Here is a 16,877-nt window from a genome sequence, read left to right on the forward strand (position 1 = left end):
ATGCGACTTCCCAATATCCTCGCTAGCCTCTTCGCGCTCGCCCTCGCCGGCTGCAACGCCGCGCCGCCGTCGACGGCGGAGCATGTCCTGACCTATGCCAGCCCCTATCCCCCCACCCATCCGTTTGGCCTTGCCGATCAGGACTGGATGAAGTGGGTCGAGGCGAACAGCGGCGGTCGCATCGCCTTCCGGCCCTATTGGTCGGGCGCCTTGCTCTCGGCGGATATGAGCATGGAGGAGATCCGCCACGGCGTCGCCGATATCGGGCTGATCACGCCGATCTATGCCAAGGGCGGGGCGCATCTGCTGCGCGGTCAATCGGGCTTCTACGGTGGCATCAAGACGATCCCCGATCAGGTCGCGGTCTATGACTGCCTCGCCGCGCGCTTCCCGCAATATGGCAAGGAGACAGAGGGGCTGCACATCCTCGCGGTCCAGGGCGGCAATTTCCCCGGCGTGCTCACCCGCGACCGGCCGATCCGCAGCCTCGCCGACTTCAAGGGGCTCCGTTTGCGCTCGCAAAGCGACGCAGTCGACATCCTCAAGCAGCTCGGCGCCGATCCGGTCAACATGCCGATGGGCGAAGTCTATGCGGCGCTGGCCAAAGGCGTCATCGATGGCGTCGTCGCCCCCGCCGACACGATCCGCAGCCTCCACTTCGCCGAGGTCGCCAAGCATTTCACGACGATCCGCTTCAGCCGCGGCGCCTATCCGGCGCGGGCGATGTCGGACAAGGCATGGGATCGGCTGCCGCCCGATCTGCAGCAATTGCTGACCGTGGGGCGCAAGCAATGGGAAGCCGCGCTCAACCGCCAGTTGCTAAAGGCCGAGCAAGCAGGGATCGACTATGGCAAGAAAGAAGGCATCACCTTCAACGCAATCCCCGAGGCCGAACAGCGCCGTTTCGATGCGCTCTATAACCAGGACGCGCTCGGCCAGGCGCAGCGGCTCGCCAGCCTCGACATCGACGCGGTGCCGGTGTTCCGCGAAGCCCAGCGCCTGATCGCCAGCGGCGATATCCAGTGTGCGCCGGGAGCCGCGCGATGACCCTCCCCCTACAAGGCATCAAGGTCGCCGATTTCTCCTGGGTCGGCGCGGGCCCGCGCGCGACCAAGGATCTCGCAGACATGGGTGCTACCGTCATCAAGATCGAATCGCGCAAGCGGCTGGATCTCGGCCGCATGTCGCCGCCCTTCGCCGGCGGCGTGCGCGATCCCGATGCGTCGCTGTTCTTCGGCATCACCAACACCAGCAAGATGGGGGTGACGATCAATCTCTCCGATCCGCGCGGAGTCGAAGTGGCGAAGAAGCTGGTCGCCTGGGCGGACGTGGTCGTCGAGAATTTCAGCCATGGCTATATGGAGCGGATCGGGCTTTCGTTCGACACGCTGAAGGCGATCAATCCCGCGATCATCCAGATCAGCGTGAGCGTCGCCGGCCGATCGGGGCCGCTCGGCACGATGCGCGGCTATGGCAATTCGGCGGGTGCGCTGTCGGGCATGGCGGCGCTTTCGGGCTGGCCCGACCGCGATCCGCACATGGCGCCCTTCGCTTATGGCGACGTCGTCGCGCCGATGTTCGCGACCGTCGCGACGCTCGCCGCGCTCGAGCATCGCCGCCAGACCGGCGAGGGCCAGCATATCGACATCAGCCAGACCGAGCCGTTGATCCATGTGATGGCCGATCAGTTCGCCAGTGCGCAGGCCGGGAATGGCGGAAAGCCAGGCAATCGCTCGGCCGGCCATGCCCCGCACGGCGCCTTTCCGGCGCGCGGGCACGACCAGTGGATCGCGATCGTCGCGCGCTCGGACGCCGAATGGGAGATCCTTGCGGAGACGGCAGGCATCGCCGACCCGCACTTCGCCACGCTCGAAGGCCGCAAGGCGAATGAAGACGCGCTCGACGCGGCTTTGTCCGAATGGACGCGCCATCAGGACAAGCATGCGCTCGCAGATCGCCTGACCGCGCTCGGCATTCCCGCCGAGGCCGTCAACGACGGCCGCGACGTCTTCACCGATCCCGAACTGGCGGAACGCGGCCATTATCGGCCGATCACCCATTCGAAGATCGGCACCTGCGACATGCCCGCGCCACCGCTGCGCTTTTCCGAAAGCGCAATCCGTGTCACCGCGCCGCCGAACCTGGGTGAGCATAATCATGCAATCTTCGTCGATCTGCTCGGCATGAGCGAGGCCGAAGTCGCCGAGCTGACCCAGGCAGGAGCGCTCGCATGACGCCGCTTCTCGCACATCTCACGGTTGTCGACCTTACCGACGGCATGGGCGAAATCGCCGGGCGGATGCTCGCCGAACTCGGCGCACGCGTCGTCCGCGCCGAGCCCGGCCACCCCGCCTGGAGCGAAGGCAAGACGCTGGGCGACGCGCAAGCCCTGCTCGCCACGGCAGACATCCTTGTCCGCAATCCGGGACTCGATCATGCGGCGCTGGCTGCCGCCAATCCGGCGCTGATCGACGTGGTCGTCGCCCCCTTCCTTCCAGATGGCCCGCTCGGCGAGCGCCCGGCCAGCGATCTCACGCTGATGGCGCGCTCGGGGCTGATGACGATCATCGGCGATCCCGATCGCGCGCCGCTCACGCTGCCGGGCGAGCAGGCCTATGCGCTCGCCGGGATCCAGGCGGTCACCGCCGCGCTGACCGCGCTCTATGCGCGCGCTACCAGCGGTCAAGGCCAGCTGGTGGAAGTGTCGGCCTATCAGTCCGCGGTGCTCGCCAATTATCGCGAGCCGCTGACCTGGCAATGGACCGGCCGGATCGGCAATCGCACCGGCAATCTGCTGATCCGCGGCAAGTCCGGCGTGCGCCAGATCTGGCCGTGCGCCGACGGCTTCGTCACCTGGGCATTGGTCGACAACCAGCCGATGATGCGCGGCATGGTCAAGGCGATGGGCGACGCCGCCGGGCCGCTCGCCGAGGTCGACTGGGACGCGATCCTGGTCGCCGACATCCCCCGGGAAACGCTGATCGAATGGGAGAATGTCGTCGAGGCCTTCTTCCTGCGCCACACGCGCGCGGAGCTCGGCGCGATGTCGCAGCAAGCGGGGCTTGGGCTATCGTGGATCGATACGCCGCAGGACGCGCTCGACAGTCCCCACCTTGCCGCACGCGGCTTCTGGCGCGAGGTGGACGGCGTGAAGCTGCCGGGGCCGCTCTGGGTCTCGTCGCTCGACCAGGGGGACGGCGCATGAGCGCGCTTGCAGGCCTCAAGGTGGTCGACTTCAGCAAATTCCTCCCCGGGCCCTATTGCACCTGGCTGCTCGCAGATCTCGGCGCCGAGGTCATCCGGATCGAAAATCCGCGCGAGCTGGGCAAGCAACGGAAAGTGTTCGGCTGGGACAAGCTTTCGGACGAGGAGAATGCCAGGCTGCGTGCGCACGACATTTTCGCGCGCGGCAAGAAAAGCGTGCTGATCGATCCGGGCTCGGACGATGGCCGCGCGGCGATCCACAAGCTGATCGAAAGCGCCGACATCCTCGTCGAGGATTACCGCCCCGGCGTGATGGCCAGCATGGGCTATGGCTGGCCCGAAATGACCGCGCTCAATCCGCGCCTGATCTATTGCTCGGTCACGCTGTGCGGCCAGACCGGCCCCTATGCGCGCAAGCCCGGCCACGATCCGGTGGCGCTGGCAATCGCCGGCGCGCTGTCGCGGATTGGCGACCACCCCGATCGCCCCGCCTTCCCCGGCGTTCCCGTCGCCGATCTGCTCAGCGGCTCGAACGCCGTGATCGGCGTGCTGGCGGCAGTGATCGCGCGCGCCACCACTGGCAAGGGCCAGCAGGTCGATATCGCGATGTCGGACAGCTCGCTGGCGCTGATCGCCAACATCCTTTCGCGCAATCCCGATGTCGCGAAGGCGCCGCCCAAGGGCATGCACCGCGCCGATAGCGGCATCTGGGCCTGCGCCGACGGACTATATCTGGTCACCACTGACATGGAGCCGCGCTACTGGCGGATCTTTGTCGAGACGATCGGCCTGTCCGAGCTCGCCGACCGGCAGATGGACCGCGCCGGATGGCCAGCGATGAAGGAACGGATCGCCGCCGTGATTGAAACCAAGCCACGTGCGGAATGGCTCGCCATCCTTGAGGCCGCCGGCACCCAGTTCGCGCCGGTGCTGACCGTGGCCGAGGCGCTCGACGATCCGCACAATCACGCGCGCGGCATGGTGCTGGACCTGCCCGCCCCCGGCGGCACCGTCCGCCACACCGGCTGCCCGATCAAACTCTCCGACACCCCCGCCGCCGTCACCGACGCTGCCCGTCCCGCCGGGGCGGACACGGCGGCGGTGCTGGCGACCCTTGGCTATGACGATGCGCAGATTGCCGCGCTTGAAGGAAAAATACAGTGACCGACATCACCCGTGACCGCCCGCTCGAAGGGCTGCGCGTCATCGATCTCACCCGCGCGCTGGCCGGCCCCTATGCCACGCTGCTGCTCGCCGGGCTCGGCGCCGAAGTCATCAAGGTCGAGGACCCCAAGGGCGGCGACCTGGCGCGCGACAACAGCCCCTATGTCGGCCGCGACGGGATCACCGTCGATCGCCGCCACGACGACGACGTCTCGATCAGCCACCTGACGCGCGCCCGCGGCAAGCTGGGCGTCACGCTGAACCTCAAGCAGCCCGAGGCGCGCGAGGTGTTCCTCGATCTCGTCCGCACCGCCGACATCGTTGTCGAGAATTTCACCGCCGGCACCGCCGACCGCCTCGGCGTCGGCTATGAAGCGGCGAAAGCCGTCAATCCGCGGCTGATCTATTGCTCGCTCTCCGGCTTCGGCGCGACCGCGCCCGAGGGCGGCAAGGCGATGGACATCATCATCCAGGCATTGTCGGGCGCGATGTTCGCGAGCGGCGGGCCGGGCGAGCCGCCGGTCCGCATCGGCATCCCGATCGCCGACATGCTCGCGCCGGTCTTCTCGGTGATCGGCATCCTCTCCGCGCTCGAACAGCGCCACCGCACCGGCATCGGCCAGCATATCGACGTATCGATGCTCGGCGCGCTCACCAGCTTCGTCGCGATCGAGAATTGGTCGGCGATGGCGGCGGCAGGGATGCAGGCGCGCACCGGCCTCACCGTCCAGCGCCTCTCGCCGTTCGGCGTGTTCGAATGCGCCGACGGCTATATCGCCCTGGTCGCGGTGCATGAGAAGCTGGCGCTCGGCCTGTTCCGCGCGATGGGACAGCCCGAACTCTCGAGCGACCCGCGCTTCGCCAGCCGCGACACCCGCGTAGCCAATGCCGCGGTGCTCGAGGCGACGATCAACGCCTGGTCGCGCAATCTGCCGGTGGCGGCCGTCGTCGCGGCGCTGGAGGCGGAGGGCGTGCCCGTCGCCCCCGTCCGCCATCCCGAGGATGCGCTGCTCGACGATCGCGTGATCAGCCGGCACGAGGCGGTGCCGGTGACGCACCCGAACTACAGCTCGGCGGTCGATCTGCGCACGGCGGGCATCCCGATCGTCTTTTCCGGCGCCGACACCGGTTTCGACGATGTCATGCCTATCAAGGTCGGCGAGCATAACGATCGCGTGCTGGGCGACGCGCTTGGTTACTCCGCCGAACGCATTGCCGAGCTGCGCGCAAAGGGCGTGATCTGATGACCGATGCGGCAGCGCGCCTGATCGCGGCCTGCGACGATCCCGGCGCCGTCGCCGATCGCCTGCGCGGCGAAGGCGCGCGGGTCATCCGCGTGCTCGGCCAGGACGCACCCTATGCGCTGCTGCGCGCCGCCGGCTTCGCGCCGGTGCGAATGGTTCCCCGTCCCGGCCCGACGCCTGACGCCGATCTGCTCGCCGGAGACGGCACGCTCTCGCACCGCGGACGATCGCTGCTGCAACAGATCGTCGCCGACAGCAGCGGCGACGCCTTGCTCTTCACCCACGCCGACAGCGAGCTCCCCCAGCTGTTCGCCGCGGTGCGCGAACTGCTCCGCACCGGCGACATGCCGCCGCGCCCGGTCCATATGCTCGATTTGCTGCATCTGCCGCGCGAATCCAGCCGCACGTACAACCAGGGCCGGATCGCGGCGCTGGTCGAGTGGCTTAGCCACAACTATCCTCCCCGGCACGGGGAGGGGGACCATGCGCAGCATGGTGGAGGGGGCGCGCCACAGGCGGCGGGGCCCGCGGATAGCCCCCTCCGTCAGCCTTCGGCTGCCACCTCCCCGTTCCGGGGAGGATCGAGTGATGCCCTCGCCACAACCACCGACGAAGAGCGCACCCGCCCCGCCGCCATCGCCCACCTCACCGGCACGCTGCGCATCGCCGCCATCGCCGCGGCCCACGCCCTGCCCCCGACGGAATGGCGGGACCTGGTCGCCGCGGCCACAAGCGACAGCGAAGGCACCCCGGTCTTCGTCCTCGGCTCGGCCCATTATTCGACCGCCCGCCAGCGCGAGCTTGCGACGCGCGGCCTCCGCATGATCGGCGACGATCAGGAATGGGGCGATCCGCTGGTCGATGCCTGGGGCAATACCCCCGACACGCCGGAAGGCTTCGCCGAGCCCGCGCGCCTGACTCCACGAATGCTCGCCCCCGCCCCCGCGCGGCTGGAGCATATCGTCGCCCGGATGGAAAAGCTGGGCACAACCCACGCTATCATCGTCGAATCCGATCGCGATGAGGCGACAGCTTGGGATGCGGGCTGGTTCGAGCGCGAACTCGGCGCGCGCGGCATCACCGTCGAGCGGATCGGCGCCCCCGCCCCCCTCCCCGCCGCCGACAAGGGCCCGGCACCTGCCCGCAAGCCGAGCGACGGCCGCCGTAGCCGCAAATCGCTCGCCTCGCTCGCCGGCTTCGGCGCGTTCCAGCGCGACTGGTTCCAGGGCCTGCGCGCGCAGGTAGACGGCGGCGCGCCGCTTGCCGTCGTCAACGCCAACAGCCCGCAGGAAATCCTGCGCGCGATGGACGTGCCGTTCGTGGTCAACCAATGGTGGGCGTCTATCGCCGCCGCCAAGCAGCAGTCGCCGCGCTATTTCCAGCTGCTGCGCGATCACGGCTATCCCAGCGACGCCGAGGCCTATAGCTCGCAAGGCCTCGCCGCCGCCTTCGATACCGACGCGGAACAGGCACCCTGGGGCGGCCTCCCCCGCCCGGCTTATGTCCAGGCAGTGCTCGGCACCGATGCCACCCCAAGGATCTTCGAACATTGGGCGCGCGAGACCGGCGCCGACCTGTTCCTGTTCGAGCGCAGCATCGAAAGCCGCCTCGAAATCCCGCTCGATTGGTGGGACAGCCTGCAGGACCGCTGGGACGAGGTCATCGAGCCGCACCGGATCGCGCTGATGGTCGAGGAACTGCAGGCGATGGTCGCGCAGATCGAAGCGACCAGCGACCGCCGCTTCGACCCCGTAAAGTTCGCCGAGATCATGGATCTGGTGAACGAGCAGGAGGATTATTACCGCAAGACCCGCGACCTGATCGCCGGCTCCTCCCCCGTGCCCGTATCGGTCGCCGATACGATGCCCGCGACGATGGTCCCGCAATGGCATCGCGGCACCGTCTGGGCGCGCGACGCCGCACGCGATTTCTACGAGGAAGTGCGCGACCGCCACGAGAAGGGCGAAGCCGCCTGCCTGGGCGAGAAGCTTCGCCTGATGTGGGTCGGCCGCGGCATGTGGAGCGACATGGGCTTCTACCAGCGCTGGGAGGAAAGCCACGGCGCGGTGTTCGTCTGGTCGATGTATCTCGCGCTCGCCGCCGACGGCTATATCCGCCGCACGAACGCGGGGCAGGACCCGATGCGTGCGCTCGCCGCGCGCTTCGTGACGATGGGCGACGAATTGCGCATGCCCAGCTGGGCGGGCGCCTGGCATGTCCGCGAGGCTGAGAGCCATGCGGTGGACGGCGCCGTGGCGCTGTCCGATGCCGATCCCTTCGTGTTGCGCGCATTGCGCCGAGCGGGGGTTCCCGTGCTATCGCTCGATCTCGACAATTATAATCGCGAAGCCAGCGACGAAGATGCCGTGGATCGCCAGATCGCGGCCTTCCTGGAGGGCCCGGCAACCGATTACGCGAAGCGGCGGGGCTAAGGCTCGATCGGTTTCGCCGCGCCAGCCCAGAGGTGGCGTGCGGCGAGCGCGAGCAGCACGAGCACCCCGATCGCCGCCAGCTCGACTGCGACCGAGGGCGCGATCCGGACCGCCAGCGTCGAAATCAGCGCCGCGCCGCCCATCTGCATCGTGCCGAACAGGCTCGTGGCGGTGCTGGCGCGCTCGCGCTGCCGCTCGATCGCCTCGGCGAGCAAGGAGGGTCCGGTGAGCCCGGCACCGAGGGCGATCAGGCTCATCGCCACGAACAGGCCGATCGGATCGGCGCCCGTCGCGGCGATCAGGATCACCGTCACCGCCCCCGCCGCTAGCGCCGTGGACCCCAGCATGCGCAGCCGTGCCGGCCAGTGCCGCAGGATGATCGGCACAGTCAGCGTCCCGCCGATGATCGCGCAGGCCACGCCCGAGTAGAACAGGCCCGCCTGGGCCGACGTAGCGCCGGCTGCGGCAAGGATGAAAGGCGAAACGGCAAGAAACAGGTAGAAGCCCCCGCTGATCAACGCATTGGCGAAGGCGAGCGGGAGATAACCGCTGTGCAGCGCGACCTGGGCGTAAGTGCGAACCAGCCGGCCGGGGTGAAGCGGCTTGCCGTCGCCCGGTCGGGTTTCCGGTAGCATGCGGAGCGCGAGGACGCCGCCCAGCAAGGTCAGCGCCGCGAGGATCCAGAACAGCGAACGCCAGCCGCCCAATCCTGCCAGCACCCCGCCGATCGCGGGGGCGAGCGCCGGCGAGATCAGCGTGACGCTGGTCAGCACGGCAAGCGGCGCCGCGGCCTGTCCGACCGGCGCCTTGTCGGTGGCCATAGCCCGGCCCGACACCAAGGACGAAGATGCGCCGATCGCCTGGACCACGCGCCCCACCAGCATCGTCCCGAGACCCCCGGCGAAAGCGCAGATCAGCGTGCCGACGAAGAAAATCACGATCCCGGCCAGCAGGACGGGGCGTCGGCCATGACGGTCCGCAATCGGAGCCCAGATCAACTGGCCGAGCGCCAGCCCTATCAGATAGAGCGAGATGATCAGCTGCCCGCCCGATGGCGTCGCGCCGATGCCCGCAGCCAGCATCGGCAGCGCGGGCACGATGATCTGGATGGCGAGCGAACCAAGCGCGATGATCGCCCCCAGCAACACCAGACGTCCCGTCGCCGCGCTAAGCCTCATGATAACGCGGCACTCGTTCGGCTCCCCAGATCGTAGCGGTGTTCACTGCCGCCCACCGCGACCGAACAAGCTCTATGCCGGCGCGAAGCGACGCGTCTCAGCCACGTTTATCCATGCGGAGCACGCGCAACAAGCTGGCATCGGTCTCGCAGGCATAGGAGCCGGCATCATCCACAGGGCCGCGACCGTCGTAGCGCGCAGCCTTCGGAAACGGGCATAGCGTGCGGGTGAAACGGACCTGGTCGCCCTCCAACTTGGTCGCGGTCAGCCGCTCGGGCACCCTGCCCTGCTCGACCCAGCGGATCAGCGCCCAGAGTATGTCGCGTTCGGGATCCCCGGGCGTGGTCGGATGGCCCGAACCGCCGAACATGCCGGCGCCCGGCCCGCCGCCACAATGATAGGTGCCGGGGGCCATGAAAAGCCGCACTGATTGGTCTAATTCTCGATGCGCGCGCTTCAGGCTGGCATAATAAGCCAACGTCGGGCCGGCATTCGTCGAGGGATCGGCCCAGCCCTGGTAGAGGATGGCCTTGCCGCCCGCCTTCAGGAAGGGCTGTATCGCAACCTTGTCCGCGCGAAGCTCGGGCATCGCGCGGTTCGCGGCCTCCAGATCGGCGGTTCGGCGAAAGCTGTCCTCCTTCCAGTTCGCATCGTTATGCACGCCGTCCGCCCACATTGCGCGCAGCAGCGGCGACGGCGGACCGGGACGCGTGCGCACGCCGGGATAGAGGCCCCAGTCCATCGCCTTGCCTTTCTCGTCGGGCATCGGGCTGACGATCGCATGGAGCATGGCGAGCTTGGGGCTGGTGAGGCAATCCGACGTCTGGCCGGGTTTGCATGCGAGCGTCTGGACCTTGAAGGAGCAGCGCAGCGGATTCTCCACCACGCCATCCTCGACGCCGTCGATCCGGTCGCATGCGTCGGTCGCCTTGCGTTCGTACAACGCCCAGTCGGCGTCGGTCAGCGCGCCCGCAGGGTTGTGCTTCTGGAGCAGTGCGCCCCACATCATCCGCACCGACTGCAGCGGCATATAGGGCCCCGGCGCGCCGGCGATCACGCCGTCATAGTCGCCGGGGTAATTCTGCATTTCCTTCAGCGCCTGGCGCCCGCCGCCCGAACAGCCGGTGAAATAGCTGCGATCGACCGCGCGGCCGTAAAATTTGGCCGACAGCGCCTTGGCGGCGACGGCAGTCAGGTGCACGGCGCGATGCTCGTAATCCACCCGCGCCTTGGCATCCGCCATCCAGCGAGGCTGGCCCGCCTTGTGCCCGCTGTCGGTCGTCACCGTCGCGAAACCCTCGGCCACGCGCCGGCTCATGTCGCTATAGTTGAAGACGCCCGCATCGCCGCCTACGCCCGCGCCCAGCAGCCGCCCGTTCCAGTCGGCGGGCAGCCAGAGCTCGAAGCCGATATTCGCTTCGATCGTCCCTTCCACCCGGCACAGCTTCACGCTGACCGGCACAGGACGGTAGAAGCTTTGCGTCTCCGGCGCCCAATTGGGGGCCGGCGTGACCATGGTCGCGGCGGTAACGGACACTCCGCCCGGATGCGCGCCCATCAGGGACGCGCATCCGGCAAGCGCGACGGCGAGCATCGCCGGCATCAGAACTTCACATTTGCCGTGATCGCGAAGAGCCGCGGGATCGGGTTCGCCGCCTGGGGGTCAAAACCGTTGGTCGTGTCGACGAAGGGCGGATCCTCGTTGAACAGGTTTCGCACGTCGAACGACAGGTTGATCCGATCCGTGAAATCGTAGCCGATCAGCAAATCGAACGTGTCGTAATTGCTGACGTCACGCACGACGGTCGAGGTGGTATTGGTATAGCCGTTGAGGTGGTTCCAGGTCAGCCGCGTCTTGAGCCCACCGACCCTTGCGCCGATATCCGCCTGAGTACGGAATTTCTGGATGAAGCCGATCGTGTCGAGTACGTCGACCAGCCCCGATCCGGGAACCGCCTCGAACAGATAATCGAGGACATAGGTGCCCTGGACCCCTGCATCGAGGGCTACTCCTCCCCAGTCCCAGCGATAGGCGGCGGTGAAGTCCAGCCCACGCAGCAGCGAGGTGCCGAGATTCTGGCGCCGTCCGTCGGCGATGAAGGTAACCAGCGACTGGTTGATCGCAGCGTTGAGCGGAAGGCCCGAATTGACCAGCGCGCTGACTTCGGCCGCGGTCGGGTTGAACTGGACGAACTGGCTGTAGATCGGGTTGGTCAGCAGGCCGGGGGTACCGCGCAGCGCCTGGATCTGGTCGGTATAGTCGATCCGGAAATAGTTCAGCGACGCATTCAAACCGGGAATGGCGGTCGGCGCGACATCGACCCCGAACGACCAGGTCGTCGCCTTCTCCGGAGCGAGGCCGGGATTGCCGCCGGCAATGCCGATACCGATCAGATTGCCGTTGGGCCCGGGCAACGTATCGAAATACAGCCCGGCGCCGCCGCCGACGGTCGAGACCTCGCTGAAGGTCGGGGCGCGGAACGACGTCCCGAACGTGCCCTTGAAGGTCAGCCCCAGCCATGGCGCGTAGGTGATGCCCACCTTCGGATTGGTGGTGCTGCCGAAGTCGCTATAATGCTCGTAGCGCCCGGCAATGCTGAGCGACAGGCGCTCGAGCCCCGATGAGGCGTTGCCCGCGCCGACCAGCGGAATGAACAACTCGGCGAACACTGCATCGACGTTGCGGCTGCCGTCGCTGGCGGTGCGCGCCTGCGTGGCGGCCTGGCCCTGGAGCAGCGAGGTATAGGTATATTCTACACGGTGCTCGCCGCCCAGCGCGATCCGAACGCGCCCGCCCGGCATCTCGAACAGCGAGCCGTCCATCTGTGCGTTGAGTACCTCGAGCCGCGTACGGCCCTCGATCACGAAGAAATTGTCGGTGATCCGGGCAAGCGTCGCGGGGTTGTTGGACCCGCCGAAGACGTTGAGCGCGGTCGCCGGGTTGGTATCGGCCAGCGCGGCCGCCAGAGCAGCGGCATTGACGCCCGAGCGCCGCCGATCGGCGACTTCCTCGGACTTGCCGTAGGCGTAATAAGCGGTGCCCTGGAAATCGCCGAACAGATCGGCCTCGACGCCGGCGGCGACGTTCCAGGTGCTCGACCAATAGGGGTTGAGCAGCGGCCCCGTGTCGGCGAGGAAATTGGTCTGCACGGTCACCGATGTCGCACCTGCGACCGGCGATACGAAGAACGGGTTGGTTCTCGGCACGGTGGCGTTGACCGTCGGGTTGAACAGCAGCGTGCCGCTGCGGCGCGAATAATAGCCGTCGGCGAAGATGCGGATGCCGCCGGTGATCTCGTGGCTCGCCGCGGCGACACCGCTCCACCGTTCCTGGTCGGGGATGACCTGCGCGATATCGTTGAACTCGCACTGGTTGCGCGTGCCGGCGACGAGGCTTCCGATATTGCCGCCCGTCACTCCGCCCTGCGGGATGGCATAGTTGACGCCGCCGGCAACCAGCGTGCCCGGCGCGCAGTTGGTGCCGCGCAGATCCCGTCCGCCCCGTGCGCGATTGTCCGATGTGTAGAAGTCGAGCTCGGAGCCGAACAGATTGTTGTTCTTGGCATATTCGCCCGCGGCCATGATCCAGCCGCCGTCCCATTTGTGGCCGACGAGCAAGGCCGCCTGCGCCTCATAATAGTCGCCTTCGGTCATGCCGTAGCGACCGCGCGCCTCGATGCCCGAGAAATCCTTGCGCAGGATTAGGTTGACCACCCCCGCGACCGCATCCGAACCGTAAACCGCGGAGGTGCCGTCGGCGACGACCTCGATCCGGCCCAGCGCGATCGACGGGATGGCCGAGGGATCGGTGAACTGGCCCTGCGTACCCTGCGGCGGCAGGCGCTTACCGTCATAGAGCAACAGCGTGGCGTTGGTCGAAAGCCCGCGCAGATTGATGCCCGCGCCGCGCGTCGCGTTCGCCGCGCCGTTCTGGGCAGTGCCGCCCGCGCGGTTGGCGCCGAGCGACACGACCTGCGGCACGCGGCGCAGGATGTCGTTGGTCGAGGTGACCGGCTCTTCCATGATCTGTTCGGAGTCGATCGCGATGACCGCCGAGCCGACCGGATCGATCCCGCGTATGCGGCTGCCGGTGACGATGATCGCCTGCTCTTCCGCCTCGGTCACGGGAGCGGGGGACGTGGCGTCCTGCGCCAGTGCAGGCGTCGATAGAGCAAGTGCGAGCGCGCCGATGGCCGTGCGGCCGAGCAGATCGGCCGTGCGCCGGTTGACGATGATATCCATTCTTCCCTCCTCTTCATGTTTTCCGCATGTCCCTGCGGTTCGATCGCTGTTGTCGTGGTTCAGATCGTCTCGGCGCGCGCCGCGCGGGCGGGACGGTCGGCAAAGCGGGGTGCAAGCGAAAGCAGCACGATGGCGCCGATCAGGATGCCGGCGCCGACCAGCTCCGCCGGACGCGGGTGCGGCAGCCCCCACACCCAGGCGAGGATCAACGCGCCGCCGACACCCGCAACCAGGCTCGCGGCGCGCTCGAGCGGCACGCAATAGGCATTCTCGCGGGGATCGAGCAGGATGATGATCGCGAATACCGAGACGATGGTGAGCGTCACGCCGATGCCGAACAGCGGCAGGATCACCGGATCGGTCCACACCGAAAGGAAGCCCCAGCCGAGCGCGCCCGACTGGCTGCCGATCCCCGACGCGGAAACCGCGGCAAGGAGCGCCACCGAAAGCGGCAACGCGAACACCTTCTCCTCGACGAAATACTGGCGGATCGAGGCCGGATCGCCGCTCTTCGATACCTTGGTCATGACCAGCAGGCGGACAAAGTAGCCGATCGTGTAGAGCACCACCGTCAGGATCGCGAGTGGCGGCAGATACAGGCCGCCGCGATCGGCCAGGGTGATGACCATCGCGATCAGCACCATCACCAGCGCCGTCCAGCTCCACCAGCGCACCCGGCGCCCGAAGATCAGGTCGACGATCGGCGCGATCAGCAGGATATCGCCCCGCATCAGCAGCTGGATGAAGGGGATGCTGACGCCTTCGAAAGTGAAGGACAAAGGCACCGTGAACAGGACCAGCGCAGTGCCCAGCCCCGAATAGAAAGTATATTTGGTCGGCACCGGGATGCGGCGCCCGAGCACCATCACGCCATGCGCATCCTTGTGCCAGCCCGACCACCAGATGAAGAGATAGGTCAGCACCAGGCTGATGATCAGCGAGGCCGGCAGCGTCTCCAGTCCGGTCAGCGGGCGGCCCAGGCCGGGGTGCACGGTGCTCGTCACCAGCTTGGTGATGATTACGTTGGGCAGATAGGCGATCAGATAGAGGAAGACATAGCCTTCGAGCGGGAAGGCAGACGCGCCGCTCTTGTTGGCGGCGCTCATGCCGCCGCTTCCATGACCACCATTTCGCTCTCCACGCGATAGCGGGCGTTGAGCCCTGCTTCTAGAGTGACGGCCGCCACATAGTCGACGACCTCGGCATGACGTTCGCTGCCCGGCGCGACGAAGCGCGGCACGGCGTCCCGATCGATGTAGAGGGGCAGGAAGCCCGATCGGACGATCCGGCCGCCGGCAATCTCAAGCCGCGCGACCATCGAGAGGCGCGATGCCTTGGGAAAATTGTAGAGGCTTTCGAAATCGGGCTCCCATTCCTCGGCGAGCACGCGGATCTCGTTGAAGCTCTTCGACGCGGCGTGGATCGGGTCCATGCGGAGATCGGTCGCGAAATTGCACAGCGAATAGAAAACGGGCTTGCCGTCCACGATCTCGCAGCCCTTCAGGATGTGGGCATGCCCGCCGAGGATGGCGTCGGCACCGGCGGCGATGGCGGCGCGGGCGACGTCGCGCTGATAGTCGGCGATCGACGCGCGGACGAAGTGTATGCCCCAATGCTGCGAGACCACGACCACGTCCGCTTGCGCCTTGGCCGCGCGGATATCGGCTTCCATCGCCGCCAGGTCCTCGCGATGCGGATAGGTGTGGATGCGCGCCGGCGTGCCGGGCTGATCGTGCTCGATCTGTTCATAGACCGTGAAGGCGCGCATCGGCGTGCAGCCCGGGCGGCGTTCGTCGGCCCAATAACCGTGCGGCAGGATGCTGCAATAAGCGAGGATGGCGACTTTCGTCCCGTCGCCGAGCGTGAATAAGACGGGCTTGCGCGCCTCGGCGAGGTTCGCGCCTGCACCGACGGTCTTGACCCCGGCCGCCTGCAGGTTCGCCTCGGTCTCCAAGAAAGCGTCATTGCCCCAGTCGAGGACATGGTTGCCGGCGAGCGACACAATGTCGAAGCCGGCGCGGCGCAGCGCCCCCGCGCCATCGGGGCGGGCCAGGACGGCATGGCGCGCCTGCGGCAAGCGCACGCCCCTTTCGGCAAAGCTGGTCTCGATCTGGCCGAAGCTGATGTCTGCCGCGCGCAGCACGTCGCGCGTATCGACGAAGCTCTCGTCATAATCGTCGCGATCCATAGCGAGATCGCCGACGGCGAGAAAGACGTGGCTCATGCCTCCGCCGCCTCGAAGGCGATCGGGGCGGTGAGCGCGCCGATCTCGGGGAAGCGGGTCGGGCGCGGCTCTCCGGTCAGGGTGAAGCCGGACGCCGCGGCAAGCAGTTCCTCGACCGCGACGACGAGCTCGAGCTTGGCGAGCCCGGCGCCGAGACAGGTGTGCGGACCGCGGCCGAAGGCGAGCGAATCCTTCATGTTGGGCCGGTCGAGCCGGAAACTATCCGGATCATCGAACACATCGGCGTCGCGATTGGCCGAGGCATAGACCAGCGCGATCGGCTCGCCGGCGGGGATCGGGCAACCACGGACGGTGACATCCTCGACCGCGGTACGGGCAAAGCCGCGATAGGGCGTGTAGAGCCGCAGGAATTCATCGACCGCGGCGGGCACCAGCGACGGATCGGCGCGAAGCCGGGACTGGAGCGCGCGGTCGCGGCTGAGATGCACCGCGATCGACCCGATCAGCACGCCGGGCGCGATGATGCCGACGACCAGAACCTGACGGATCGTGCCGACGATCAACTCCTCGGGGAGCGGCTCGCCATCGACGCGCACCGCAAGCAGCGCGCTCGTCGCATCCTCATCCTCGGGCATCGGGTTGGCGCGTCGATCCGCGACGATGCCGCGCGCCATGTCGTAGAGGACGAGGCTCGATTCCTTGGTCGACTCCATGTCGGCCGATTGGACCGCGATATTGTAGCGCTGGCCCACCCGCGTGAGCTCGGCAACCGCATCCTCGGACAGATTCATCCAGTGCGCGAAGGTCGCGATCGGCATATGCGCCGAATAATCGGCGACCGCGTCGCCGCCGCCATTGGCCACCATCTTCGCCAGAAGATCGCGGCAGATCGAGCGAATGATCGGCTCGAGCCGGGCGATACTCCGCTCGGTGAACAGCGGCGCAAGCGCACGGCGATAGGGCGTGTGCTCGGGCGGATCGAGATGCAGCGGCGGGCGTCGCCCGGTGAACGCGACCTTGGGGATCACATTCTGCTTGGAGGTGATGAAGGTTTTCCAGTCGCTCGCCGCGGCCGCGACATCGGCATGCTTCATTAGCGCCCAGAAGCCGCCCCAGGCATCGCTATGCGCCACGGGACACCGCTCGCGCAGCCGCGCATATTCGGCATTTGCGCTGCCAAAGGTCTCGGGCGCCAGGGGATCAAAGTCATGCGACATAACAATATTGG

The 16,877-nt window shown here is 67.4% G+C and carries 12 protein-coding genes; 6 read left to right on the forward strand and 6 right to left on the reverse strand.

The window, feature by feature from the left end:
- From dctP to OKW87_RS04070, 6 genes are read left to right on the forward strand one after another with little or no spacing between them, the layout of a single operon-like run.
- Entirely contained in the window at positions 1 to 1,047 is a 1,047-nt protein-coding gene (gene dctP, locus OKW87_RS04045; protein WP_265542491.1) for a TRAP transporter substrate-binding protein DctP, read from the forward strand.
- Complete coding sequence (locus tag OKW87_RS04050) at positions 1,044 to 2,234, forward strand: CaiB/BaiF CoA transferase family protein (protein ID WP_265542492.1); 1,191 nt, start codon at positions 1,044 to 1,046, stop codon at positions 2,232 to 2,234. Before dctP ends, OKW87_RS04050 begins: the two co-directional genes overlap by 4 nt.
- Positions 2,231 to 3,205, forward strand: coding sequence for a CoA transferase (locus OKW87_RS04055; RefSeq protein ID WP_265542494.1), 975 nt, complete (start codon positions 2,231 to 2,233; stop codon positions 3,203 to 3,205). Before OKW87_RS04050 ends, OKW87_RS04055 begins: the two co-directional genes overlap by 4 nt.
- Positions 3,202 to 4,368 carry a CaiB/BaiF CoA transferase family protein gene (locus OKW87_RS04060; RefSeq protein WP_265542496.1) on the forward strand — a complete coding sequence of 389 codons (1,167 nt, stop codon included), beginning with the start codon at positions 3,202 to 3,204 and terminating at the stop codon, positions 4,366 to 4,368. The genes OKW87_RS04055 and OKW87_RS04060 overlap by 4 nt, the downstream gene beginning before the upstream one ends.
- Positions 4,365 to 5,612 (forward strand): CaiB/BaiF CoA transferase family protein, encoded by a 1,248-nt coding sequence (locus OKW87_RS04065; protein WP_265542498.1) that lies wholly within the window; start codon positions 4,365 to 4,367, stop codon positions 5,610 to 5,612. The genes OKW87_RS04060 and OKW87_RS04065 overlap by 4 nt, the downstream gene beginning before the upstream one ends.
- On the forward strand, positions 5,612 to 8,044 hold the full coding sequence (locus OKW87_RS04070) for a 2-hydroxyacyl-CoA dehydratase family protein (RefSeq protein ID WP_265542501.1): 2,433 nt from the start codon (positions 5,612 to 5,614) through the stop codon (positions 8,042 to 8,044). The genes OKW87_RS04065 and OKW87_RS04070 overlap by 1 nt, the downstream gene beginning before the upstream one ends.
- Here OKW87_RS04070 and OKW87_RS04075 read toward each other — a convergent pair.
- From OKW87_RS04075 to OKW87_RS04100, 6 genes are all read right to left on the reverse strand, one after another.
- Positions 8,041 to 9,222, reverse strand: coding sequence for an MFS transporter (locus tag OKW87_RS04075; protein WP_265542503.1), 1,182 nt, complete (start codon positions 9,220 to 9,222; stop codon positions 8,041 to 8,043). The two genes, OKW87_RS04070 and OKW87_RS04075, sit on opposite strands and share 4 nt — an antisense overlap.
- Positions 9,223 to 9,319: 97 nt before the next feature.
- Positions 9,320 to 10,825, reverse strand: a complete 1,506-nt coding sequence (locus tag OKW87_RS04080) for a tannase/feruloyl esterase family alpha/beta hydrolase (RefSeq protein ID WP_265542505.1) — start codon at positions 10,823 to 10,825, stop codon at positions 9,320 to 9,322.
- On the reverse strand, positions 10,825 to 13,464 hold the full coding sequence (locus OKW87_RS04085; protein ID WP_265542507.1) for a TonB-dependent receptor plug domain-containing protein: 2,640 nt from the start codon (positions 13,462 to 13,464) through the stop codon (positions 10,825 to 10,827). Before OKW87_RS04085 ends, OKW87_RS04080 begins: the two co-directional genes overlap by 1 nt.
- A gap of 59 nt (positions 13,465 to 13,523) precedes the next feature.
- The gene (locus OKW87_RS04090) at positions 13,524 to 14,570 is read right to left on the reverse strand and encodes a hypothetical protein (protein WP_265542509.1); all 1,047 of its coding nucleotides are present in this window, start codon (positions 14,568 to 14,570) and stop codon (positions 13,524 to 13,526) included.
- On the reverse strand, positions 14,567 to 15,688 hold the full coding sequence (locus tag OKW87_RS04095) for a CapA family protein (protein ID WP_265542511.1): 1,122 nt from the start codon (positions 15,686 to 15,688) through the stop codon (positions 14,567 to 14,569). The genes OKW87_RS04090 and OKW87_RS04095 overlap by 4 nt, the downstream gene beginning before the upstream one ends.
- Complete coding sequence (locus tag OKW87_RS04100) at positions 15,685 to 16,866, reverse strand: cytochrome P450 (protein ID WP_265542512.1); 1,182 nt, start codon at positions 16,864 to 16,866, stop codon at positions 15,685 to 15,687. Before OKW87_RS04100 ends, OKW87_RS04095 begins: the two co-directional genes overlap by 4 nt.
- Between the last annotated feature and the right edge of the window lie 11 nt (positions 16,867 to 16,877).

This window comes from Sphingomonas sp. M1-B02, assembly GCF_026167525.1.
In the GTDB taxonomy this organism is placed as follows: Bacteria; Pseudomonadota; Alphaproteobacteria; order Sphingomonadales; family Sphingomonadaceae; genus Sphingomonas.